Origin of the sequence: Sulfitobacter sp. HI0027 (genome assembly GCF_001634775.1) — a bacterium.
GTDB lineage: Bacteria > Pseudomonadota > Alphaproteobacteria > Rhodobacterales > Rhodobacteraceae > Sulfitobacter.
In genome coordinates, this window is the sequence record NZ_LWER01000152.1 from 1 (window position 1) to 23,368 (window position 23,368).

The 23,368-nt window shown below is 60.5% G+C and carries 20 protein-coding genes; 6 read left to right on the plus strand and 14 right to left on the minus strand.

Annotated features, from left to right (window positions below; genetic code table 11):
• Positions 1-346, minus strand: a 346-nt coding sequence (locus A3722_RS09545; RefSeq protein WP_150120464.1) for an ABC transporter ATP-binding protein, incomplete at its 3' end; no start/stop codon positions are given.
• A gap of 99 nt (positions 347-445) precedes the next feature.
• On the minus strand, positions 446-1,531 hold the full coding sequence (locus A3722_RS09550; protein WP_067622306.1) for a polyamine ABC transporter substrate-binding protein: 1,086 nt from the start codon (positions 1,529-1,531) through the stop codon (positions 446-448).
• 145 nt (positions 1,532-1,676) lie between these two features.
• On the opposite strand from A3722_RS09550, the gene A3722_RS09555 reads away from it, so the two are divergent.
• Together A3722_RS09555 and A3722_RS09560 are read left to right on the plus strand one after the other, a co-directional pair.
• Positions 1,677-2,378, plus strand: a complete 702-nt coding sequence (locus tag A3722_RS09555; RefSeq protein WP_082849432.1) for a GntR family transcriptional regulator — start codon at positions 1,677-1,679, stop codon at positions 2,376-2,378.
• Between the two features lie 75 nt (positions 2,379-2,453).
• Positions 2,454-3,848 (plus strand): aspartate aminotransferase family protein, encoded by a 1,395-nt coding sequence (locus A3722_RS09560; RefSeq protein WP_067622312.1) that lies wholly within the window; start codon positions 2,454-2,456, stop codon positions 3,846-3,848.
• A gap of 34 nt (positions 3,849-3,882) precedes the next feature.
• Here the strand turns inward: A3722_RS09560 and A3722_RS09565 are convergent, their stop codons facing one another.
• The 7 genes from A3722_RS09565 to dapD all read right to left on the minus strand — a co-directional run bounded on the left by A3722_RS09565 (position 3,883) and on the right by dapD (position 10,961).
• Positions 3,883-5,181 carry a lytic murein transglycosylase gene (locus A3722_RS09565; protein ID WP_067622315.1) on the minus strand — a complete coding sequence of 433 codons (1,299 nt, stop codon included), beginning with the start codon at positions 5,179-5,181 and terminating at the stop codon, positions 3,883-3,885.
• Positions 5,182-5,282: 101 nt separating this feature from the next.
• A complete protein-coding gene (rnr, locus tag A3722_RS09570) occupies positions 5,283-7,550 on the minus strand; it encodes a ribonuclease R (protein ID WP_067622319.1) in 2,268 nt (755 codons plus the stop codon).
• Between the two features lie 32 nt (positions 7,551-7,582).
• Positions 7,583-8,152 carry a TIGR04282 family arsenosugar biosynthesis glycosyltransferase gene (locus A3722_RS09575; protein ID WP_150119958.1) on the minus strand — a complete coding sequence of 190 codons (570 nt, stop codon included), beginning with the start codon at positions 8,150-8,152 and terminating at the stop codon, positions 7,583-7,585.
• Positions 8,149-9,294 (minus strand): succinyl-diaminopimelate desuccinylase, encoded by a 1,146-nt coding sequence (gene dapE, locus A3722_RS09580; protein WP_067622326.1) that lies wholly within the window; start codon positions 9,292-9,294, stop codon positions 8,149-8,151. Before dapE ends, A3722_RS09575 begins: the two co-directional genes overlap by 4 nt.
• 101 nt (positions 9,295-9,395) lie before the next feature.
• Positions 9,396-9,734, minus strand: a complete 339-nt coding sequence (locus A3722_RS09585; RefSeq protein WP_067622327.1) for a hypothetical protein — start codon at positions 9,732-9,734, stop codon at positions 9,396-9,398.
• Positions 9,735-9,822: 88 nt separating this feature from the next.
• Positions 9,823-10,077, minus strand: coding sequence for a GlsB/YeaQ/YmgE family stress response membrane protein (locus tag A3722_RS09590; RefSeq protein ID WP_067622328.1), 255 nt, complete (start codon positions 10,075-10,077; stop codon positions 9,823-9,825).
• A gap of 56 nt (positions 10,078-10,133) precedes the next feature.
• Entirely contained in the window at positions 10,134-10,961 is an 828-nt protein-coding gene (gene dapD, locus A3722_RS09595; RefSeq protein ID WP_067622330.1) for a 2,3,4,5-tetrahydropyridine-2,6-dicarboxylate N-succinyltransferase, read from the minus strand.
• A 172-nt stretch (positions 10,962-11,133) separates the two neighbouring features.
• Between dapD and A3722_RS09600 the strand changes: the two genes are divergently transcribed.
• Entirely contained in the window at positions 11,134-11,997 is an 864-nt protein-coding gene (locus A3722_RS09600; protein ID WP_067622333.1) for an LOG family protein, read from the plus strand.
• A gap of 20 nt (positions 11,998-12,017) precedes the next feature.
• Here A3722_RS09600 and A3722_RS09605 read toward each other — a convergent pair whose 3' ends face one another.
• Entirely contained in the window at positions 12,018-12,983 is a 966-nt protein-coding gene (locus tag A3722_RS09605; protein ID WP_067622337.1) for an NAD(P)H-dependent flavin oxidoreductase, read from the minus strand.
• 3 nt (positions 12,984-12,986) lie between these two features.
• Positions 12,987-14,600, minus strand: coding sequence for a GMC family oxidoreductase (locus A3722_RS09610; protein WP_067622340.1), 1,614 nt, complete (start codon positions 14,598-14,600; stop codon positions 12,987-12,989).
• A 278-nt stretch (positions 14,601-14,878) separates the two neighbouring features.
• Here A3722_RS09610 and A3722_RS09615 point away from each other — a divergent pair, with 278 nt between their 5' ends.
• The 3 genes from A3722_RS09615 to A3722_RS09625 all read left to right on the plus strand — a co-directional run bounded on the left by A3722_RS09615 (position 14,879) and on the right by A3722_RS09625 (position 20,254).
• On the plus strand, positions 14,879-18,079 hold the full coding sequence (locus A3722_RS09615) for a CHASE domain-containing protein (RefSeq protein WP_236627382.1): 3,201 nt from the start codon (positions 14,879-14,881) through the stop codon (positions 18,077-18,079).
• A 138-nt stretch (positions 18,080-18,217) separates the two neighbouring features.
• A complete protein-coding gene (locus A3722_RS09620; protein ID WP_067622346.1) occupies positions 18,218-19,870 on the plus strand; it encodes a PAS domain-containing sensor histidine kinase in 1,653 nt (550 codons plus the stop codon).
• A 12-nt stretch (positions 19,871-19,882) separates the two neighbouring features.
• Entirely contained in the window at positions 19,883-20,254 is a 372-nt protein-coding gene (locus A3722_RS09625; protein ID WP_067622348.1) for a response regulator, read from the plus strand.
• A gap of 90 nt (positions 20,255-20,344) precedes the next feature.
• On the opposite strand, the gene A3722_RS09630 is transcribed toward A3722_RS09625, so the two are convergent.
• From A3722_RS09630 to A3722_RS09640, 3 genes are all read right to left on the minus strand, one after another.
• Positions 20,345-20,704: an Hpt domain-containing protein gene (locus A3722_RS09630; protein ID WP_067622351.1), complete on the minus strand. Its 360-nt coding sequence runs from the start codon at positions 20,702-20,704 to the stop codon at positions 20,345-20,347.
• Positions 20,701-21,672, minus strand: a complete 972-nt coding sequence (locus A3722_RS09635; protein ID WP_067622354.1) for a response regulator — start codon at positions 21,670-21,672, stop codon at positions 20,701-20,703. Before A3722_RS09635 ends, A3722_RS09630 begins: the two co-directional genes overlap by 4 nt.
• A 286-nt stretch (positions 21,673-21,958) precedes the next feature.
• Positions 21,959-23,329 carry an aspartate aminotransferase family protein gene (locus tag A3722_RS09640; RefSeq protein WP_067626748.1) on the minus strand — a complete coding sequence of 457 codons (1,371 nt, stop codon included), beginning with the start codon at positions 23,327-23,329 and terminating at the stop codon, positions 21,959-21,961.
• Between the last annotated feature and the right edge of the window lie 39 nt (positions 23,330-23,368).

Below are 23,368 nucleotides of genomic sequence, written 5' to 3' on the forward strand. Positions count from 1 at the left end.
GGCGCAGACCAAAGGCGATGTTGTCCCAGATGCTGAGGTGCGGGAACAGCGCATAGGACTGGAACATCATGTTCACCGCCCGTTTGTTCGGCGGCACCGGGCCGATGTCTTGCCCGGCCAGTTCGATCTGCCCGGAGGTTGGGTTTTCAAACCCCGCCAGCATCCGCATCATCGTCGTCTTACCGCAGCCCGACGGGCCCAGCAGAGCAAAGAATTCCTGTGCGTAAATGTCCAAAGACAGGTTGTCGATGGCGACGAATTCACCGAATTTCTTGGTCACATTCTTAAAGCGAATGAGCGGTTTTTCGTCGGGGTCGTTCCAGGGGGCGAAGACGGTTGGGCTCACGGTTGAGACATCCTTTGATCGGGCATTGCTCGGGCTTTGATCGGGTCGCGGGGCAAGAAAAAGGGGCGCGACCAGACTGGCCGCACCCCCTGTCTCAAATCAGGTACCAGACTTGATCTTGGTCCAGAGCCGGGTCACCACGCGCTGCACTTTCGGCGGGTAGGGTGTGGTGGTGAACAGGTTGTTCAGCGCCGCTTCGGAAGGGTAGATCGCCGGGTCGCCGATCACATCCTCGACCAAATGCTCTTGCGAGGCCTTGTTGCCGTTCGCGTAGTACACGTAGTTCGACGCTGCCGCCATATTCTCGGCGTCCATGATGAAGTTCAGAAACTTATGCGCGCCCTCGGGGTTTGGCGCGTCGACCGGGATGGCCATCTGGTCGAACCACATCTGCGCCCCTTCGGAGGGGGCGTTGTAGGCGATCTCAACGCCGTTGTCGGCTTCGGCCGCGCGGTCGCGGGCCTGCAGAATATCGCCGGACCAGCCGACTGCGACGCAGACATCACCGTTGGCCAAAGCATTGATATATTCCGAGGAGTGGAATTTTTGGATGTAGGGGCGGACCGGCATGAAGACCTCCTCCGCCTTTGCGATTACATCGGGGTCATGGCTGTTGGGGTCTTCGCCGATGTAGTTCAGCGCCGCCGGGATCATCTCGGCCGGGGCATCGAGGAAATGGACGCCGCAATCGGCCAGTTTCTCCATATTGGCAGGGTCGAAAACCAGATCCCAAGAATCGACCGGGGCGTCTTCGCCCAGAGCCTCTTTGACCTTGCCGAGGTTCACGCCGATGCCTGTGGTGCCCCACATGTAGTTGATCGAATGCGCGTTGTCGGGATCATATTGTTCGGTCCGCGAGGAAACCACATCCCACATATTTTCAAGGTTGGGCAGCTTGGAGGCGTCCAGCGGCTGGAATGCACCGGCAGTGATCTGGCGCTGCAGGAAGGTGCCCGAGGGGACAACCACGTCATAGCCCGACCCACCGGCCAGCATTTTGGTCTCTAGCACTTCGTTGCTGTCGAACACGTCATAGACCAGTTCGATGCCGGTCTCTTCTTCGAATTTATCCAGCAGGGATTCGTCGATATAGTCCGACCAGTTGTAGACGCGGACCGTTTCGGCAGTGGCGGCACCTGCCATCAAGGTGGCGACGGCGACGCTGCTTAGTAGCACATGTTTCATTTCATACTCCCGTTAGACAGGTCGGGTTGATCCCCACCTTTCGTCAATTTGATCAAGTTTTGCCTCCTCGGGCAAGATGGTTTATGCTTTCATGCAGAATGAAATGCTGCAACACACGGCGAAACAAGACGGAAAGACCGCTCCCATGGGTTCAGAAAAGACCGATCCGAGATTGCTTCCCGCCGCCGATGCGGCGGTCAAGACACCAATCCATCAGCATGTTTACGAGCGTCTGCGCAAGATGATTCTCTTTGGCGATTTGGCCCCCGGACAGGGGGTTACGATCCAAGGTCTGACCGCCGCGCTTGATGCAGGCATGACGCCCGTGCGCGAGGCCATCCGACGCCTGATCTCCGAAGGGGCGCTAACCCATTTGGGCAACCGCCGTGTCACCGTGCCAGAGCTGACCCACGCCGGGCTGGAAGAGCTGGGATTCATGCGTGAAACGCTAGAGCCGGAACTGACCAAACGCGCTGCAAACCGCATGACAGACGGGCGCTTGAACGCTCTGCATGATTGCGACAACGCGCTGAACCTTGCCATTGATCGGGGCGATGTCGGTGGCTATCTGATGCAGAACTACAGCTTTCACAGGATGATCTACGACCTTGCAGAAGCGCCCATCATGGCCGCCACGGTGGACCGGTTGTGGCTGCGTTTCGGCCCCTCGCTTCGCGTGGTTTGCGGGCGCTATGGCACCAGCAATCTGCCCGATAAACACGCAGAACTTCTTGCGGCCTTTGCCGCCGGGGATGCCGCATTGGCGGGTGAGGTCATGGCAGGCGATGTTGCACAAGGAATGACCCAAATCCGCGCCGCCCTTGATGGGCTGCCCATTCCGCGTTGATTCGATTGACATGCTATAATTTGATCATATTCTTCAGCGAAGCTTATTTTTCACGCAGATAGAAGGTGCACAGACATGCCACCCATTACGAATCACCTCCCCACCGCGGACCTTCAGGCGCTTGATGCGGCGCATCATATGCATCCTTTCACCACCAATGATGATTTGGGCGACAAGGGCGCGCGCATCATCACACGGGCCAAGGGCATCTATCTGACCGACAGCGAGGGGAATGAAATCCTCGATGCGATGGCGGGGCTGTGGTGTGTGAACCTTGGCTATGGCCGCGAAGAGATGGGCAAGGTCGCCGCGCGGCAGATGAACGAACTGCCCTATTACAACACCTTCTTCCAAACGACCCATGTGCCCGCCATCGCGCTGGCCAAGGAACTGGCCGACCTCGCCCCCGGTGATTTGAACCACGTCTTTTTCGCCGGGTCCGGATCAGAGGCGAACGATACCAACCTGCGCATGGTCCGCACCTATTGGGCGCAAAAGGGCAAGCCAGAGAAGAGCCATATCATCAGCCGCAAGAATGCTTATCACGGCTCTTCGGTCGGGTCGGCCAGTCTGGGCGGCATGACCTATATGCATGAGCAAGGCGGCCTGCCGATCCCCGGAATCCATCACATCGGTCAGCCCGATTGGTATGCCGAGGGCGGTGATATATCGCCCGAGGACTTCGGCCTGAAACGGGCGCAGGAGCTTGACGCGAAGATCGTCGAACTGGGTGCCGACAAGGTTGCCGCCTTCATTGCCGAACCCGTGCAGGGCGCCGGCGGGGTTGTCATTCCGCCCAGCACTTACTGGCCCGAGATTCAGCGCATTTGCGACAAACACGACATTCTGTTGATCGCCGACGAGGTGATCTGTGGCTTTGGCCGGACAGGGAACTGGTTCGGCTCGCAAACCATGGGGATCAAGCCGCATATCATGACCATCGCCAAGGGCCTCAGCTCGGGCTACGCGCCGATTGGCGGGTCGATTGTCTGTGACGAAGTGGCCGAGGTCATCAACGCCTGCGAATTTAACCACGGCTACACCTATTCCGGTCACCCGGTCTGCGCCGCCGTGGCGCTGGAAAACCTGCGCATCATGCAAGAAGAGAACATCGTCGACCATGTGCGAGACGTCGCCGCCCCCGCGCTGAAAGAGGCGCTGGATAAGCTGGGAGAGCATCCGCTGGTTGGCGGGGTTAACGTCTCTGGCCTGATGGCGTCTCTGCCGCTGACGCCGGATAAGGAAAGCCGTGCGCAATTCGCGGACGGGGGCGTCGCTGGCTACACCTGCCGGGAGCATTGCTTCGCCAATAATCTGGTAATGCGCCATGTCGGCGACCGGATGATCATCTCTCCGCCTCTGGTCATCACGCCCGAAGAGATCAAGATCTTCGCCGAACGGGCGACCAAGGCACTGGATGCGACCTATGCCGACCTAAAAGACAAGGACGTGCTGAAAGCTGCGTCCTAAATGACCCGGGCTGCCCCCGTTTGGGGGTGGCCCTTTATTCGTTTCGCAGTCGGGCCAGCAGCCGGGGCGAAGCATAGCCATCCGGCGCGATCCCCTCGGACTGCTGATAGCTGCGCACGGCATTGACGGTCAGCGGGCCGATCTTGGCGTCGATCTTTTGCGTGTCGAAACCCGCCTTTGTCAGCAGGGTTTGCAATTCGATCCGCTCATCAAAACTCAGCGCGCGGTCTTCGCGGGGCCACTCTTGCTTTATCTCCCCCGCGCCACCGATCCGGTCGGCCAGATGACCGACGCCGATGACATAGGCATCCGCCGTGTTATAGCGCTCGATCACCGCGAAATTCGGGAAGATCATAAAGGCCGCGCCCTGCGCACCTGCGGGCAGCAGGATCGACGCGGGCCCGTGATCCGCCACCGCGTCGCCATTCAACGCTGTCACGCCAAGGTCGGCCCATTCCGCCGGGGTCTTGGTCACCTCCCGGTCGGCCAGCAGATAGTCAAACCCCTCGGGCAGGGCCACTTCAACACCCCAAGGCTGGCCCGTCGTCCAGCCGAAATGCTTGAGATATGCCGCGGTAGAGGCCAGCGCATCGCTGGGGTTGTCGCCCCAAATGTCTCGCCGCCCGTCACCATCCCAATCGACGGCATGGGCGTGGAAGGACGACGGCATGAACTGCGTATGCCCCATCGCGCCCGCCCAAGAGCCACGCAACTGCTCGGCATCGGTATCGCCCGCCTGCAAAATACGCAGAGCGTCCAGCAATTCGCCCTCGAAAAACTCCGCCCGGCGCGCGTCATAGGCAAGGGTGGCCAGTGAATTCAGCACGCTGTCGCCGCCTCGGAAACTGCCATAGGCGCTCTCTAGCCCCCAGATCGCGGTGACGATCTCTTTCTCTACGCCGTATTTGATTTCGATATCTTCCAGCGTGCGCTCCCACTGGGCCAACGCCTTTTGCCCATTCTGCACCCGCAGAGCCGAGGTCGCGGTGTCGAGGTAATCCCAGATCGTTTTGGTAAACTCGGACTGGTTGCGGTCGCGGCGGATCACCTCGGTATCATAGAGCACCGTATCCAGCGCGCGGTCAAAAACATCCGGGTCGATGCCCTGCTGCAGGGCGCGGGGCCGGAATTCCGTCACCCAAGCGCGCAGCCCGGCGTCATCGCCAGTAACCTCTGCAGGGGTGGTTTGCTCTGCCGGGGTGGCGGAAACAACCACGGCCTGCGACGTGCGCGGCGCGGGCCGCGTGGATTCAGAAGGGCCCGACCCAAAGGCCGAAGCCCCCATGCCTGCGGTCGCAAGAATGCCTGAAATCATCGCGTAGTGCCGGATCATAATCGCCTCACCTCATAGAGTTGCGACAAATCCTATGCTCGCCCCGCCCCGGTGGAAAGGGAGGGGCGCGGCCATCCGCGAAGCTCCGCTTGTTTGCCGTCTCAGCGGCGGGTGCGGGTCACTTTGCGCTTGATCTTGTCCTTCTTGCGCTTGGCTTTCACGGCCTTGCCGCGCGGGTTGCGCCCCGCCGGGCTGCGCCGACCAGCGCCCCCGCCTTGTTTTACCTTCTGATCTTCGATCTCAAGCAGTTCCAGCGCGATGCCCCCGGTCACCGGGACCGCCTCGGCCAAGCGCACGGTCACGCGCTGGCCGATGCCGATGATCATGCCGGTATCGGACCCCATCAGCGTCTGCGCCTCTGGATCATGGTGGAAATACTCGCGCCCCAAAGACCGCATTGGTACCAGCCCATCGGCACCGGTTTCGTCCAGTTTCACAAAAGCACCGAAACGCGCGATGCCGCTGATGCGGCCAGTGAACTCATTGCCGACCCGCTCGGACAGAAACGCCGCAAGGTAGCGGTCGGTCGTGTCCCGCTCTGCCACCATCGAGCGCCGCTCGGTGTCCGAGATATGCGCGCCGGTCTGTTCCAGCCCTTCGATCTCTTCCGGGGTCAAACCGTCCTTGCCCCAGCCATGCGCCGTGATCAGGGCGCGGTGCACAATCAGGTCGGCATAGCGCCGGATCGGAGAGGTAAAATGTGCATAAGACCGCAGGGCGAGGCCAAAGTGCCCGATATGCGCGGGCCCGTAATAGGCCTGCGTCATCGACCGCAGGGTGCTGAGGTTGATCAGTTCCGCATCATTCGTCCCCGCCGCCTGATCCAACAGCCGGTTAAGATGCGCGGTCTGCAAAACCTGCCCCTTAGCCAGGGTAAAGCCAGCCGCATGCGCCGTTTCGCGCAGGGATTCCAGTTTCTCCGGAGAGGGTTCCTCGTGAATGCGGAACAGAAGCGGTGTCTTCTTCTTGATCAGCGTCTCGGCGGCGGCGACATTAGCCAGCACCATGAACTCTTCGATCAGCTTATGCGCGTCGAGCCTTTCGCGGAAGTTGACCGATTTCACCTTGCCGTCGTCGCCCAACTCAATCCGGCGCTCCGGTAGGTCCAACTCAAGCGGTTGCCGCTCGGCCCGCGCAGTTTTCAGTGCGCCGTAGGCGGCATAAAGCGGTTTCAGCACAGGCTCCAACAGCGGGCCGGTGCGGTCGTTGGGGTTGCCGTCAATGGCGTCCTGCACCTCTTCGTAATGCAAGGATGCGGGCGAGCGCATCAGCCCGCGATGGAACGTATGACCGATCTTGTTGCCCTTGGCATCCAGCACCATACGCACGGCGATACAGGCGCGCGGGACACCTTCGTGCAATGAGCACAGATCGCCCGACAGGCGATCCGGCAGCATCGGCACAACGCGGTCGGGGAAATAGGTGGAGTTGCCCCGTTTGCGCGCTTCGATATCCAACGCCGAACGGGGTGTGACATAGGCGGCCACATCGGCAATGGCGACCCAGACGACATGACCGCCCTCGTTCTTGGGGTCCTCATCCGCATGGGCATAGCAGGCGTCATCATGGTCACGCGCATCCGACGGGTCGATGGTGACCAGCGGCAGATCACGCAGGTCTTCGCGGCCCTTGAGGCCCTGCGGTTTGGCGGCATCGGCCTGTTCGATCACCTTATCGGGGAAATCATCGGGAATGCCGTGCTGATGGATCGCGATAAGTGACACCGCGCGCGGCTCTGAGGGGTCGCCCAACCGCTCGACAATTCGCGCACGGGGGGAGCCCATGCGCCCCTTTGGTCCGGCCTGCTCGGCCTCGACCAATTCGCCGTCCTTGGCCCCGTGGGTATGGTCTGCCCCGACGCGCCATTCACGGTCTGCGCCCTTGTCGATCGGCACGATCCGCCCGCCTTCGGCAGCCTTGCGGAAGATGCCCAACACTTTTTTCGGATTGCTGCCAATGCGCCGGATCAGCCGCGCCTCATAGTGGTGGTCTTCGCCTTTCACCAGCGTCAGCCGCGCCAGAATGCGGTCGCCTTCGCCAAGGGCGGGGTCGCTGTCGCGCGGGATCAGCAGCACGACGGGCTCTTTCCCTTCACCGTGCCACTCCATCGGCTTGGCAAAGAGGTCGCCATCCTTGTCCGGCCCCGTGACCAACAGCACCGAGACCGGCGGCAAGCGATCCGGGTCTTGATAGCTGCGCTTGCGCTTCTCCAGATGGCCTTCGGCCTCCAGCTCTTTCAGCACGCGCTTCAGATCGATCCGCGCCGCACCTTTGATGCCAAAGGCTTTGGCGATGTCGCGCTTGGCGGTCAGCGTGGGGTTCTGTTCGATCCAGTCGAGGATCTCGGATTTGCTGGGTATCTTGCTCATACCTCAGCAGGTAGCACGCAGCCCCCCTGTCGTCATGGCAAATCGTGAATTTCGTCCACGTCGCGCAGGGTTGAGACTTCGGCGATGCGGTAGCCCGGCAGGGTCGCACGGCTGTCGGCCAGCGCGTAAGGGCCGGACCAGCGCACAGCGTCGAAAAGGCTGGGCGGTGCGCGGCGGGGGTGTTTCAACCCCACCAGCCAATAGCCCCCATCGGGCGCGGGGCCAAAGACCGCGTCATGTCGTCCGAGCGCGTCGAAGGCCCGCGCAAGTTCCTTGCGGTTGATGCCCGGAATATCCGCCCCGATCACACAGGCCGGGCCGGGTGCGGCGCGTAGCATCCGTGCCATGCGGCCGCCCAGATTGCCCCTGCCCTGCGGCCAGCGGGGCAAATGCGCGGGCCAAACCCGGCTTTGCAACCCTTCGACATCCGGCGCGACAGCCAGCACCACCTGCCAACGCGGATCTTCGATGCGGCGCAGCAGGCGGCGCGTCTGGTGGCGAAACCACCATGCCGCGCCCACCATGCCGAGGTCACGGCCCAGCCGGGTTTTCACCCGACCGGAATGCGGTTCTTTTACCATAACGATGAGCGTTGGTTTCACGTGAAATAATTCCGCAGCACGCGGGTGTAGATGGATTTAAGCTGTCCGATATGTTCGACCCGCACATGTTCATCGACTTGGTGCATGGACTGACCGACCAGACCGAACTCGACCACCGGGCAATGCGCTTTGACAAAACGCGCGTCCGAGGTGCCGCCGGTGGTAGAAAGCTCTGGCTGCACGCCCGTCTCCGCCTCCACCGCGCCCGCAACCAGATCGGACAGAGCGCCCGGCGGGGTGATAAAGCTCTCGCCGGAAATCTTGATCTCCACATCAACCTGCAGGCCAAATTCCCCTGCGATTTTATCCGCTTCGCCGCGCAGCCAATCGCTGAGGCTTGCGCCTGAATGGTGGTCATTGAACCGGATATTCACCGCGCCACGACACTGCGCCGGGATCACGTTGGTGGCTTTGTTGCCAGTGTCGACCGTGACAACCGCCAGTGTCGACGGATCGAAATGATCGCTGCCCTGATCCAACTCATAGCTGGCCAAACGGTCCATCAGCCGCATCATCGCGGGCAGCGGGTTGTTGGCCCGGTGCGGATAGGCCGCGTGGCCCTGTTTGCCCGTCACCTTGAAATGCGCGTTCATCGACCCGCGCCGCCCGATCTTGATCATGTCGCCCATGGTCTCGGGGCAAGTCGGCTCCCCCACAAGGCAGACATCCATCCGCTCGCCGTTTTCGGCCATAAAATCCAACAGCGCCGTGGTCCCGTCGAGGGCGTCGCCCTCTTCATCCCCGGTGATCGCCAGCACGATGGAGCCATCAGGCGGTGTGTCCTTCACGAAATCAACCGCCGCCGCGACAAAGGCCGCCACGCCGGATTTCATGTCGGTGGTGCCGCGGCCATACATGATGCCGTCTTTGATCTCGGCTCCGAAAGGGGGCATCGACCAGTCGGCCTCATCCCCGATGGGGACCACATCGGTATGGCCGTTAAAGCCGAAAGACTTGGTGTTGCCCTTGTTGCCCCAGCGGGCAAAAAGGTTGCAAATGCCGCCCCGGTCCACGCGCGTACAGTCGAACCCAGCCGCGCCCAGCACCTCTTCCAGCACTTCCAACGCACCATCGTTGACGGGGGTGACAGAGGCGCAGCGCACCAGTTTTGCGGTGAGATCAACAGGGTCGAGACCGGACATTTCGGCTCCTTTTCAGGGGTTATCGCTTGTCCGGTAACTTGTGTGGGCAAATCGCGCCGATGCCAAGGGGGCGCACTGCAATTCCCCGTGTGGGACCGTGGTCAGTCGAAAAACGGGGTCATTTGGGCGACGATGACCGAGTTTTCCTCTAGTGCGCGCTGCATCAACTCACGCTCTTCGCCGTCGATCTCTTGGCCCTCGGCCTCGCGCTCTTCCAGAGTGCCATAGCCGGTCACGTCCAGCGGGTTGGTGTCGGCCTGTTTGAGGATCGCCACGGTCTCTCGCACGGCTTCGGCCTCGTCGATACCAGAGGCGAAACACATCAGCGCGGCCCCGGTGGCCTTGTCGGGCAGGCCATCGCCATCCTTGCGACCGATCTGAACCAAAAGGGTAAAGACCTGCTGACGCGAAGGTTTCTTGGTTTTCTTGGGTTCAGACATGATAAGGGCCGCCGATTGCTTTCGGCAGCCCTAACCTTTTCGCTCAGATTTGGAAAGGGGCCGCGCCCCTGCCCTTAGGTCTTGGCAATCAAGTCTTGCCGCGGACCAACCGTGTGACCCAGATCAGCAGGCAGGCACCGATAATACCGACCACCAACTGACCGAACCAACCGCCCAGCGTGCTGCCAACGATCAGCATCAAGAGCCAGTTCGCGACCAAGGCACCAACGATGCCGAGGATGATGTTCATGATCAGACCCATGTCCGATTTCATGATTTTTTCTGCGATCCAGCCTGCAAGGCCACCCACGATGATTGCGGCAAACCAACCGATACCCGTCATGTCGTCAATCTCCTTTGAATTCAGGTCTCAACGCTATGACGGTGCATTTGGTTCCCTCAGTCGCGCAGCAACTCGTTGATCGAGGTCTTGGAGCGGGTCTTGGCGTCCACCCGTTTCACGATCACGGCGCAGTAAAGGTTCACGTTGTTTTTCGAGGGCATAGTGCCTGCAACAACAACCGACCCTGCGGGCACTTCGCCATACATGATCTCACCGGTTTCGCGGTCGACGATCTTGGTCGACTGGCCGATGAAGACACCCATGCCCAGCACCGAACCTTCGCGCACGATGCAGCCTTCGACGACTTCCGACCGCGCACCGATAAAGCAGTTGTCTTCGATGATGGTCGGGCCTGCCTGCATCGGTTCCAACACGCCGCCAATGCCGACGCCGCCCGAAAGGTGCACGTTTTTGCCGATCTGCGCGCAGGAGCCGACGGTGGCCCATGTATCAACCATGGTGCCGCTGTCCACATAGGCGCCGATGTTCACGAAAGACGGCATCAGCACCACGCCGGGCGCGATATAGGCCGAGCGGCGCACAACGCAGTTCGGTACGGCGCGGAAGCCGGCCTCTTTCCACTCGGCATCGCCCCAGCCCTTGAACTTGCTGTCGACCTTGTCCCACCAGCCTGCGCCCTGCGGGCCGCCTTCTTGATGCTCCATATCCTTGATGCGGAAGCCCAGCAGCACGGCCTTTTTGGCCCACTGATTGACATGCCACTGACCGTCGTCCTGCTTTTCCGCCACGCGCAGCTGGCCGCTGTCGAGCGCATTCAGCGTCTCTTCGATGGCGTCGCGCACCTCGCCGGTGGTGGCGGATGTGATCTGGTCGCGGGTATCCCAAGCGGCTTCGATGGCGGTTTCAAGTTGGGCGTTGGACATGGGGCAAGTCTCCGAATGTGAAAAGGCCTTTTGAGGGCTATAGCCTTGCACCGCCTAGGGTGCAATTGCCGGGCGATGAGGGGCGTGGTCATTCTGCGATCAACAATGCATGTTGACCTGAGCGGCCATCGCGCCACCTGAGCCAAGCCCTAGACCAAGGAAAGACCCGAGGATGACCGAGGAACACCGCCACCCCCTGCGCCGCGCCAATGTTGACCGCGCCAAGGCCCAAGACGCCCCCGACACGCCGCAAACCCGCGCGCCCGCCTACCGTCTGGCCTTTACCGACGATGACTTCATGTGCCGCGATGAGCTGCGCCCGGTGCGCCTGCAACTGGAATTGCTCAAGCCCGAACTGCTGCTCGATGCCCACGGCATCCAATCAACCATCGTGCTCTTTGGCGGCGCGCGCATTCCTGCACCAGCCGAGAAACACACCGCCCGCACCAAGACGCTGGCCGATCTGTCGCGTTTTTATGACGAGACGCGCACCTTTGCCCGGCTGATGACCGAAAAATCGATGGAGACCGGCGGCGTGGAGAACGTCATCGTGACCGGCGGTGGGCCGGGTGTGATGGAGGCGGGCAACCGTGGCGCGTTGGACGCAGGCGGCCATTCCATCGGCCTGAATATCGTTCTGCCGTTTGAGCAGGCGCCCAACGAATATGTCACGCCGGAGCTGTGCTTTAACTTCCACTATTTCGCGATCCGCAAGATGCATTTCCTGATGCGTGCCCGCGCGATCTGCGTCTTCCCCGGTGGTTTCGGCACCATGGACGAGCTCTTTGAGGCCCTGACCCTGATCCAGACCGGCCGCATGAACCGCGTGCCCTTCTTGCTGTTTGGGCGCGAGTTCTGGGAAAAAATCATCAATTGGGACGCGCTGGCCGATGCCGGAACGATCTCTGCCGAAGACCTCGACCTGTTCCGCTTTGTCGAAAGCGCGGACGAGGCGATGGAAGTGATCGAGAATTGGGAGACCGCCCCCGCCCGCGAACATGTGCCGGGCCGGGAAGAGGTCGAAGATCACGGTTGACCGAGCTTTGCCCAGCCCCGTCACCGGGTAAAGGTCTGCGCCAAGGCCACTTCGGCCCCTTGGACAATATCGCGCAGGATATCGGCCGCGGGTTTGACCGCGCCGATCAACCCTGCGACCTCTCCGACAAAGGCGTTGGCGGTACGGGCATCGCCCTCTGCCACCGCCGCCTGCCAGCGCGGCAACTCTTGCGCCAGCGCGGCGCGCAGCCCGTCAGGGTCATCATGCCAGCGGTCGGTGAACTCATTGCGCAGCACGCGGCCCGTGTAGCGCTTGGGCCAGTCATAGCCGCGCATGATGTCGGTCACGGTGCTGCGCAGTGTATCATCGCCACTGGCCTCAATCGCGGCCTTTAGCATCGCGGGATGCACCAGCGCCTCTTCTGACGCCCAGAACCGCGAGCCGACGACCACGCCGTCGGCCCCCAACATCAGCGCCGCCGCCAGCCCGCGCCCGTCACCCACACCGCCTGCCGCACAAAGCAGCACGTCAGGCGCATGGCGGGCGATGTGATCGGCAATCTCGGGGACCAGCGTGAAAGTCGCGCGTTTTTCGCCGTGGCCGCCAGCCTCGGCCCCTTGGGCGACGATGATCTCAGCCCCCAGATCAATCGCATGGGCGGCATCGCGCAGGGTTTGCACCTGACAGATCAGCGGCACTTTGGCCGCTTGGATCGCGGGGACGAACTCTGCCGGATCGCCAAAAGACAGAAAGACCGCTGCCGGATCGCGGGCGAGGACCTGCTCCAGCGCCTGCGGATGCTCGCGCAGCTTCCAAGTGATGAAGCCGCAGCCGACCGACTGATTGCCCGCCAGATCCTGCTGCTCAGCAATCCATTCGCCGGAATCGTAAGCGCCACCGATCATGCCCAAGCCCCCCGCGCTTGAGACCGCAGACGCCAGCCGCCCGCCAGCCGCAAAAGCCATGGACGCTTGGATGATCGGATGGCTGATCCCCAGCCGTTTGGTCAAACGCGTGGTCAGCATCCCCTACCGCCCCGCCAGAATGGCGTCAGCGGCCTTTTCGGCGATCATCACCGTCGGCGATGCCGTGTTGCCCGATACGATCTTGGGCATGATCGACGCATCAATCACCCGCAGCCCGCGCAGCCCATGAACCCGCAGATCGGTATCGACCACGGCCATCGGGTCGCTGCCCATCTTGCAGGTGCCAACGGGGTGAAAGATCGTCGTGGCAATATCGCGCGCCTTGTCGAGCAGGTCTTCGTCGCTCTGCACGACGGGGCCGGGCAAGATTTCCTCGGGCTGATAAGGGTGCAGCGCCTTGGCCGTCATGATGTGTCGCGCCTGCTTCATCGCCGCAACCGCGACGCGCTTGTCGCTCTCGGCGGAAAGATAGTTCAGACGGATGTCGGGCTGCACCGCGCTGTCGCGGCTGGTCAGATGGCAAGAGCCGATACTCTCGGGCCGCAGGTTGCAGACCGAAACGGTAATCGCCGGGAACGGGTGCAACGGATCGCCCAGCTTGTCGGTCGACAGGGGCTGCACGTGATATTCCAGATCGGGTGTCTCCAACGCCGGATCGGACTTGGTGAACATGCCGAACTGGCTGGGCGCCATCGCCAAGGGGCCGCTGCGCCGCATGAGATATTCCAGACCCATCCGCCCCTTGCCCCACAGCGAATGGGTCATCGTGTTGAGCGTCTTGGCGTTTTGCACCTTATAAACGGTGCGGATCTGCAAATGGTCCTGAAGGTTCTCCCCCACGCCGGGCAGTTCATGCAGCGTGGTGATGCCCATGCCGCTCAAAAGCTCGCTCTGTCCAATACCTGACAGCTCCAAGATTTTCGGCGAGTTGATCGCCCCGGCGGCCAAGAGCACCTCCCCCTCGGCCACGGCCCGAAGGGCGCGGCCCTTATGGGTGAAACGTACGCCGGTCACGCGCTTGCCCTCTAGGATCAGCCCATTGGTATGGGCATGTGTCATCACCCGCAGGTTGGGCCGCTGCATCGCGGGGCGCAGGAAACCGCGCGCCGTGTTCCAGCGCACACCGCCATGTTGGTTCACCTCGAAAAAGCCCGAGCCTTCGTTATCGCCATCGTTGAAATCGGCACGCGGTTCGATCCCGAACTCCCGCGCGCCGTCCTGCACGGCCTCCAAAATGTCCCACCGCAGGCGCTGTTTGCTGACCTTCCACTCGCCTCCGGCGCTGTGCATGTCATTGCCGCCCGCGTGGTGATCCTCGGACTTGAGGAAATAGGGCAGCACGTCGTCCCAGCTCCACCCGGCGTTGCCAAGCTGCCGCCAATGGTCATAGTCCGCCGCCTGCCCGCGCATGTAGATCATGCCGTTGATGGAGCTACAGCCGCCCAGCACCTTGCCGCGCGGATAGGTCAGAGAGCGCCCGTTCAACCCCGGCTCGGGCGCGGTTTTCATCATCCAATCGGTGCGCGGATTGCCGATGCAATAGAGATACCCCACCGGCACCTTGACCCAGTGGTAGTTGTCATCGCCCCCGGCCTCAAGCAGCAGGACGTTATTGGCTGGATCAGCGCTAAGACGGTTGGCCAAAACACAGCCCGCGGTGCCCGCGCCGACGATGATATAGTCATAGCGACCCTCTAGCTGCGTCTCGTCATTCATGGTGATCTCTCCCGATATTCTGGCCCGCCTCCCCGGCGCATCATTGGTAGAGCGCCCGGCGACAGGTCACAATCCCTGCCGTAAGTCGCCCGCCCGCCGCAGCATTTGCCGCAAAGCCACATTCCCCGCGCTTTGCCCGTGCAGCGCATCCGTTTGTTGATTTTTTCGACCCTTAGGTGAATATGGCCGAACTGGATATATTGCCCCTATGCGTTAGGTTTTGCCTTGGGGTTAAAATTTCGCCGCCTTCTGGTGGCCAGAGACAAGGGCTATAATTGGTGCGGCGACCCGAATTTATACTGTTTCTCGGATGTCTCGCCATCACCTTTGGGGTGTTTCTCTACAGCAATCGCAGCAATGATCTCGCCACCGAACGGGCCTTTGACCGGATCGCCGAGGAAAGCCTGCAAAGCCTCGACGCGAGGATGCACACCTATTTGCAGAGCCTCAACGGCATCGCCGCCTTCATGAACGCCTCTGACGAAGTGACCGCCAGCGATTTCGCGCATTACGTCGATACGCTGGAGATCGACACCTTCCTGCCCGGCATCAACGGCATCGGCTTTGTCGCCCCGGTCGCCCGAGGGACCGAAGAGGCTTTCATCGAAGAGGTAACCGCCCTCGGGATAGAAGATTTCCGGATCCACCCCAACACCGGCAACGCCGAGAAGATGGTGATCCAATATATCTACCCCCAAGGGCCGAATGCAGAGGCCGTGGGCCTTGATATCAGCTTTAACGAGGACCGCCGCCGCGCCGCCCTGCGGGCCCGCGAGACCAGAGAGCCGCAACTGACACCGCGCATTCTGCTGGTGCAGGACAAATCCCGTCAGCCCGGTTTTCTGTTGCTACGTCCAGTCTATGCCGCCGGCAACCGTCCGGCGCAGGATACGGCAGGCTTTATCGGTTGGGTCTATGCGCCCTTTGTCGGTGCAAACCTGCTGAACGCGCTGACCCCGGCTCAGGGGGAGGCCTATGAAATCAAAGTATTCGATGGGCTGACCACCGCCCCGGAGAACCGGATTTTCGACAGCACGCCCGAAGGTGTCGAAAGCGGGCATCACAGCATTACCCAAACGATCGAACGCTTTGGCCGCCCTTGGACTGTGGTCCATGTCAGCACGATCAGTTTCGACAGCGCCACGCACAGTGCCGTGCCGGAGATCCTGTTGATTTCCGGCATATTGCTGGCGATCCTTTTCTTCGTCGCCTTCCGCAGCCTGCGCCAGCGCAGCGCGGCCCTGAGCGAGCTTGCCGTGCTGCGCGAACGTCAGATCGACGCCCATGACGAGGAAAACCGCGCCGTCATCGAGAACGCTGTGACGCCTATTTTCTTGCTCGACGGCGAGGACCGCGTGCTTTTCGCCAACCAAGCGGCACTGGTCTGCTTTGGCTATGGGCATGAGGCGCTCAAGGGGATGGATTTCCGCAATCTCGTCACCGACTTGATCGAAGACCATGACCACGAGCAGGTCAACGCGGCAGGCAAGACCTGCTTTGGCCAAGACCTGAAGCTTGATCTACAACGCAACAGTTGGACCACCTACACCGGCGAGCGGCGCGTGACGGCAATCGTGCGCGATCTGACCTCGGAACTTGCGGTGCAGGATGAACTGGCGAAGAACAAAGCGCTCTATGACCTCGCCCTCGAAGGCGCGCAGATCGGCGTTTTCGACATCGACCTGCGTACCGGGAAATCCGAGGTGTCCGACACATGGCGGCGCATTCTGGGGATGGCCGATTTCGAGCGGTTGACCGATCCGCAGGCCGAATTCCTCAAACGTGTCCATACCGAAGACCTGCCGCTGCTGAACCAGACCGATCAGGCCTGCATCTCGGGGCAGCAACAACGTTCCGTCACCGAATACCGGCTCAAGATTGGCACCGGGGAATGGCGCTGGATGCGCTCGGACGCGGTGGTGACCGAACGCGATGAAAACGGCACTGCCTTGCGGATGGTCGGCACCCAGACCGATGTGACCGACATCGTCCATGCCCGCAACGCGCTTGAAACCAGCGAGCGGCGGTTTCGGCAGGTGCTGGCAGCGGCCCCCGTGGGCATGGCGATCCTGGGCGAAGGGGGCGTGTTCAACAGCGTCAACAGCGCGCTTTGCACGCTCTGCGGCTATAGCGAAGAAGAGCTGCTGTCGAATACCAAACTGGGCGATCTGATGCCCGAAGGCGATTTGCAAAAGCTCTACAGTGAAGTTCGCGGGCTCGTCGACTCGCGCAGTTCACAGAACTATCAGGCCGAATACCGCATCACCCACAAGCTGGGCTATGAACGCTGGGGCCTGTTCAACGTCTCGTGGACTTTTGACAAGAACACGCGCGGCTATGTCTTTATCGTTCAGATCAACGACATCACCGACCAAAAGAAGCTTGAGCAGATCAAGAGCGAATTCGTCTCGACGGTCAGCCATGAGCTGCGCACGCCGCTGACCTCGATCAAAGGGGCCTTGGGTCTGATCGACACCACGGACAACAGCCGCTTCCTCCCGGCGCATATCCGGCTGATCGACATCGCGCGCAGCAATGCCGACCGGCTGTCGCATATCGTGAACGATATTCTGGACCTCGAAAAGATTTCGTCGGGCGAGGTGCAGTTCGATTTCCACGATGTTGATCTGAACAAGGTGATCAGCGACTCGGTCAACGAAATGTCGCCCTTCGCGATCACCCACAACAACACCTTGGGCGTGCAACTGCCCGACAAACCGCTGACGGTTCGGGTGGATGAAAGCCGCACGCGGCAGGTCTTGGCCAATCTTATCTCTAACGCCTGTAAATATTCCGATGCCGAGAGTGAGGTGCAAATTCGCGCCGAGCGGCTGGGGGACCGGGCGATTGTCTTTATCCAGAACACCGGCCCCGGCGTGCCGGAAAACTTCCGCCCGCGCATCTTTCAGGCGTTCTCTCAGGCCGATGGGTCCGACACACGCGCCAAGGGCGGCACCGGGCTGGGGCTGAACATCACCCGGCAGATCATCAAACGTCAGGGCGGTACCATCGGATTCGAAAGCATCCCGAAAGGCGTCACCGTCTTTTGGTTCACCTGCCCCATCGCCGAGGCCGAAACCGTGCAATCGCCCGCCGCCCCCGACGCGGAAGTCGGGGAGCGGGACACGAAGCTGCGCGTGCTGCATATCGAAGACGATATCGACTTTGCAGAGGTGATCCGCACCGGTTTGGACAGCGTGGCAGAGGTGACCAATGTCACCAACCTCGCTCAAGCGCAGAAGTTGATCGGCCAAGAAGAGCTTGATGTGGTGATCCTTGATTGGTCCCTGCCTGACGGCGATGCCCGCTCTTTGTTGGAGGACATCATCCGTCTGCACCCAGAGGCCAAGATCATCAGCCTATCCGCCGACAACAACCGAGAGCCCGATCCCCGCGTCGGGATCAACCTTGTCAAATCACGGAGCGGGATCAGCTCGGTGGTCAACTCAATTACGGGAACAACCGCACGCGCATCTTAACCTGTCGCACCACGGCGAAGTGACGCTAAAGTGCGACACGCCATATTATTGCCAATATGCTCTGGCATTTTGTTTAAATTACAACGCACATGTCATGCTATAGTTCGAGCATGTCCGCTTCGGGGCGAGGAATTACGAGTGTCTTCAAAGCCATTTACCAAGCGTACCGCCGCCACATTTTTTCTGGGCACTGCCATTTCCGGCAGTTGGTACACCGCAACCTCCGCGCTTTTCGCGGGTCAAATGGGGGAGGTTATCCCCGTCGTCGGCGCGATCATTCTGGCGGGGCTAACGCCCTTCGCCGCGAACGCGCTCCAGTCGAGCCCTGAGAGGGGTACTGATAGTTTCGATATGGAACAAAGGCTTAGGGCATTTGATAGCCACGCCATTGTGAATATCGTCGATACCGGCGGAATGCTGGAACAGGTTAATGACCGTTTCATCGAACTGACGGGCTATACCCGCGATCAATTGATCGGCCAGCCTGTGTCGATGCTTTACCAAGATGAGTTTCGCGAACTTCTGGCAGAAATCCGGGTCACCTTGATGGCCGGCAAGACATGGCAGGGAGAGACCCCGCTGCGCTGCGCCGATGGTCGGGTGATACAGACGCAATGCACCGTGATGCCCCTTTTCGACAACAAAGGGGCATGGTCCGGGTCGATCTCAGCCCGTACCGATGTGACCCACGCCAAAGAGCTTCTGGCCGAACGCGACACAGCGGAAACGCTGTATGAACTGCGCGATGACATTTGGATCGTCGATGCCGAAACCGAGCGTTTCAGCTATATGAACCGCGTCGCCATGAGCCGAAGCGGCTGGTGTACCGACACCTATACCGAGCAAACGCTCGAAACCTTGGCAGAGAAAAGCGACAATCCAGCCCTTCTTGAGGCCTGCCGGGATCTGAAAAAGTCGGGCAAGGCGATGACGCAGTTCGACACGCAACTGTTTGGCAATCATTTCCAAGTCACCATCAAACTTCTGCCCACCGGCGGCGCGGCAGGGCGATTCCTGGTCATGTTGCACGACGTTTCGGATATCATCAGCGAAGAGCGGATGAAGTCGGAATTCATCTCTATGGTCAGCCATGAACTGCGCTCGCCCCTGACCTCGATCAAGGGCTCTATGGGGCTGCTTTTGTCGCGGGCGGCGGGTGAATTGCCGAGCAAAGCGCGGGCGTTGCTAGAAATCTCCCACCGCAATGCCGACCGGCTTGTGCTGATCATCAATGACATCCTCGATCTGGAAAAGATCGCGAACGGGCGGCTGGAGTTCAACCTTGAAGAGGTTGATATCGCAGAACTTCTGCATGAGACCAGCGCCGCGAACGCCTCGCTTGAACAGCGCCACGGCGTGCGCATTCAAGTGGAAGGCACGGATGACCTGAACAAAGTGACCACAGATCCGAACCGGGTCATTCAGGTGCTGACGAACTTCTTATCCAATGCGTCCAAATTCTCCAAACCCGGAGAGCGCGTTACCATTCGCGCCGAAGAGAATGAGAACGAATTGCGCATCTCTGTAGCGGACCGCGGCCCGGGTATCCCGGCCTCTGAGCAGCACAAGGTGTTCCAGCGGTTTGCCGATCTGTCCAACTCCAACCGGGCCGACAATGGCGGCACCGGGCTGGGCCTCAGCGTCTGCAAAGCCATCGTCGAGAATCTTGGCGGTAAAATAGGTTTTGACAGCCGCGAGGGATTTGGTACGACATTTTACTTTACCCTGCCGAAGAAAAATTCTCAGGTAGCGGCAGAGGAACCGGCTGCGTTGCTGCGCGAAGCCTCCTAGAGAGAGTATGGAATGATCAAACTGCTGCACGTCGAGGATGACGCCGATATTCGTGAAATCGCGCTGATGGCGCTTGAGCTAAGCGGCGATTTCGACGTCGTCCAATGCGAGACCGGGGAAGCGGCGCTGAACCAGGTTCAGTCCTATACGCCCGATGTGATCCTGCTCGATATGATGATGCCTGGCATGACCGGTCGCCAGACCCTTGAGAAGATGCGCGAAATGGATAGCCTGCGTGACGTTCCGGCGATCTTCATGACCGCCCGCGCCCAGCATAACGAAATCGAAGAGCTGCGCGATCTGGGGGCCGCTGACGTGATCAGCAAACCCTTCGACCCCATCGCTCTCGCAGATCAGGTCAAGGCGGCGATGCAGGCCAACTAGGCCAGCGACCACTTGGCCTGCCCTATTGGGCAGCTATTAGATAAATTGTCTGTAGGAATGGGGCCGGCGCAAAGCACGGCCACCGTGCCCTTAGGCTTGGGCGTCGATTTGCTGCCTGCAATGCGCGACGAAACCATCCAGCTCCGAGATGATCTCGATCGGGCAATCCGCGCGTTCAGCGCGAGGTCCGGCGAGATGCTCGACGATTTGGGTTTCGCACTGACGCGCCAGCCGGCCAAGCTCTTCAAAGCCGAGCGACCCGGCGCTGCCTGCGATCTGGTGCAGAATGGCCTGCACGCTGGCCAGATTGCCTTTGATCTCATCCACGGTCGTCCCGTCCCAAGCGGCCAAGCCATGGGTTGCGATCAGCGTCTGGCGCTCGTCCAGCATTTCGACAAAGCGCTTGCGAATGCGCTCTATGCCGGGAAGTTCCGCTAACATTTTAGTCATGCTTGTTGATCATTCTGCCAAAAGTCATTGAGCGATTTCGTATGTGCCTCACTGGCGGCTTCTGCGCTTGCATGAGCCTGCGCCAGCGCATCCATGACGGAATTGCCGCTCTTCCAGATCAGCCGCACGGCCTCCCCCGCGCTGACACGCGGGTAAACACGTTCGCCATTATTGTCGAACAATTCGGTTTGAGACAACTCCAAGTTAACCGCATCCATCAAACCGCCCATATTCGGACGCCATCCGCTTTCCGTAACGCACACGAAAGTGCCATTGCCCGCGTAGGACATGAGCACCTGATGGTCGACAAGCGTATCAGACAGGATCTCGGCCACATCGGATACAAGGCTATAGAACTCGAAAGAGGTCATCGTCGCGTGGAAGGCGTCAACCTCGCGGATGGTAAAGGCAAAGGCGGTGGAACCGAAAAGCGCGCTGCGCGACAACTGCGCGACGTAGTTTTCCATCGCGGTGTAGTCGATCACATTTTCCACGTCGTAGATCGGGACCGGCTCGAACAATTCCATATGGGTGGCCTGATCGGCGATGGTCTTGGCGGCGAAAATCTTTTTGGTCCGCTGCTGACGCTCTTTCACCATGCCTTCGACCAGCCCGATGCGGGATTTCAGCTCGGCAATCTCAAAAGGCTTGGTCACATAGTCGGTGGCCCCGGCGGCAAAGGCCGCGTCGATATAGCGTTTGTCGGACATCGCGGTGAGCATCAAAATTGGCGTATCGGCATGGCGCGCCGAGTTGCGAATGTGCTGCGCCAGTTCGATCCCGTCCATGCTCGGCATTTGAATATCAAGCATGAAGCAATCAATCGGCCCTAGGTTCGGATCGCCTAACATATCAATCGCATGCAGAGCCGATGGGGCGGTCGTTAGTTCATGCGCACCGATAATCTCTACAAATTGCCCGAGCAATTCGAGGATAATCGGGTCGTCATCCACCGCCAGAATTTTCATTACATCTCTCCACAGATCAAAATCTTTGGGGCCCAAACTGGACGGACCGCTGCTTTGCCCTAATTTCTCTGGGAACTGTGGCCTAATTTTGACGAATTCTTAGTAAATAGGCGACAAACCGGGGCACTGTTTCCATATCGAGGGAATTTGACCCGAAAAACGGCCATCTTTACCGCATTTTCATTTGTGATCGGACGACTCGCCACTTCGCGTCCAAGGGTGATTCCCCTCAACGCAAACGGCCCGACGTTTCCGCCGGGCCGCTCTATCCTCATCCCCTTGGGTCTTAGCCCAAGCTTGCCTTGATCGCCTCGGCGGTGGCGCCCACGACCTTATCCGCTTCTTCGCGGGTCAGGCAGAAGGGCGGCGCAAAGCCGATGATGTCGCCTTGGGGCATGGCGCGGGCAATGACCCCGGCCTTGAGCATATCGCCGACGATGGTCGGCACCACTTTGCGCGCCGGATCAAACTGCGTGCGGCCATCGCGGTCTTCGACCAATTCCACGGCGCAGAGCATCCCTTCGCCGCGAATATCGCCCACTTTGGGGTGATCCCCCAACGCCGCCTTCATCTGCGCATTGAGATAACCGCCCACGTCCGAGGCATTCTCGATCAGTTTCAGATCGTCGATCAGCTTGAGGTTCGCGATCCCCGCAGCCGCGCCGATGGGGTGGGCCGAATAGGTCCAGCCGTGGCCGATGGGGCCGTTTTCATCGGTGCCCTGCTCCAGCACCTTCCACATTTTGTCACCCACGATCGAACCCGAAAGTGGCGCGTAGGCCGAGGTCAGGCCCTTGGCGATGGTGATCAGGTCCGGCTTCATGCCGTAGTGATCCGAGCCGAACATGCTGCCCAGACGGCCAAAGCCGGTGACAACCTCATCCGCGATCAGCAGGATGTCGTGTTTGTTCAGCACTTCCTGCACGGCAGCCCAATAGCCTTCGGGCGGCGGCACGATGCCCCCGGTGCCCAGAACCGGCTCACCGATGAAGGCCGCGATGGTGTCAGCGCCCTCGCGTTCGATCAGCGCTTCCAATTCGCCCACCAGATGCGCGGTGAACTCTGCTTCGCTCATGTTGGCGTCGGGGCGGCGGTAGTAATAGGGCGCGTCGGTGTGCACCACCTGTGCCAGCGGCAGGTCGAACTTCTTGTGAAACAGCTCCAATCCGGTCAGCGAGCCAGTCACCAGACCCGACCCGTGATAGCCACGCCAGCGCGAGATGATCTTTTTCTTCTCAGGACGGCCAAGGATGTTGTTGTAATACCAGATCAGCTTGACGTTCGTCTCATTCGCGTCCGACCCGCCAAGGCCGAAATAGACCTTGCTCATACCTTCGGGCGCGCGGTCGAGGATCATCTTGCTGAGCGTGATGCTCGCCTCGGTGCCGTGGCCGACGTAGGAGTGGTAATAGGCCAGTTCATGCGCCTGCTCGGCAATCGCCTCGGCGATCTCGGTCCGGCCATAGCCAACGTTCACGCAGTAGAGACCGGCAAAAGCGTCGAGCATCTGGTTGCCGTCGCGGTCGGTGATATGGCTGCCTTTGGCGGTCTTGATCACACGGGTCGGGCTTTCGCCGCGCGCGTGCTGCGCCAGATGGGTGGAGGGGTGAAAGAAATTTTCACGGTCCCATTGTTCGAGCATATCGTTCTTCAGCATTGGTCTTTCCTTTCTTCCGACGCGCCTTTGCGCCGTATC

Excerpts from the sequence above, each read along its gene's own strand:
- A3722_RS09550 (WP_067622306.1), bottom strand. The coding sequence starts at position 1,531 with ATGAAACATGTGCTACTAAGCAGCGTCGCCGTCGCCACCTTGATGGCA.
- A3722_RS09555 (WP_082849432.1), top strand. The coding sequence starts at position 1,677 with ATGGGTTCAGAAAAGACCGATCCGAGATTGCTTCCCGCCGCCGATGCG.
- A3722_RS09560 (WP_067622312.1), top strand. The coding sequence starts at position 2,454 with ATGCCACCCATTACGAATCACCTCCCCACCGCGGACCTTCAGGCGCTT.
- A3722_RS09565 (WP_067622315.1), bottom strand. The coding sequence starts at position 5,181 with ATGATCCGGCACTACGCGATGATTTCAGGCATTCTTGCGACCGCAGGC.
- rnr (WP_067622319.1), bottom strand. The coding sequence starts at position 7,550 with ATGAGCAAGATACCCAGCAAATCCGAGATCCTCGACTGGATCGAACAG.
- dapE (WP_067622326.1), bottom strand. The coding sequence starts at position 9,294 with ATGTCCGGTCTCGACCCTGTTGATCTCACCGCAAAACTGGTGCGCTGC.
- A3722_RS09585 (WP_067622327.1), bottom strand. The coding sequence starts at position 9,734 with ATGTCTGAACCCAAGAAAACCAAGAAACCTTCGCGTCAGCAGGTCTTT.
- A3722_RS09590 (WP_067622328.1), bottom strand. The coding sequence starts at position 10,077 with ATGACGGGTATCGGTTGGTTTGCCGCAATCATCGTGGGTGGCCTTGCA.
- dapD (WP_067622330.1), bottom strand. The coding sequence starts at position 10,961 with ATGTCCAACGCCCAACTTGAAACCGCCATCGAAGCCGCTTGGGATACC.
- A3722_RS09600 (WP_067622333.1), top strand. The coding sequence starts at position 11,134 with ATGACCGAGGAACACCGCCACCCCCTGCGCCGCGCCAATGTTGACCGC.
- A3722_RS09605 (WP_067622337.1), bottom strand. The coding sequence starts at position 12,983 with ATGCTGACCACGCGTTTGACCAAACGGCTGGGGATCAGCCATCCGATC.
- A3722_RS09610 (WP_067622340.1), bottom strand. The coding sequence starts at position 14,600 with ATGAATGACGAGACGCAGCTAGAGGGTCGCTATGACTATATCATCGTC.
- A3722_RS09625 (WP_067622348.1), top strand. The coding sequence starts at position 19,883 with ATGATCAAACTGCTGCACGTCGAGGATGACGCCGATATTCGTGAAATC.
- A3722_RS09630 (WP_067622351.1), bottom strand. The coding sequence starts at position 20,704 with ATGACTAAAATGTTAGCGGAACTTCCCGGCATAGAGCGCATTCGCAAG.
- A3722_RS09635 (WP_067622354.1), bottom strand. The coding sequence starts at position 21,672 with ATGAAAATTCTGGCGGTGGATGACGACCCGATTATCCTCGAATTGCTC.
- A3722_RS09640 (WP_067626748.1), bottom strand. The coding sequence starts at position 23,329 with ATGCTGAAGAACGATATGCTCGAACAATGGGACCGTGAAAATTTCTTT.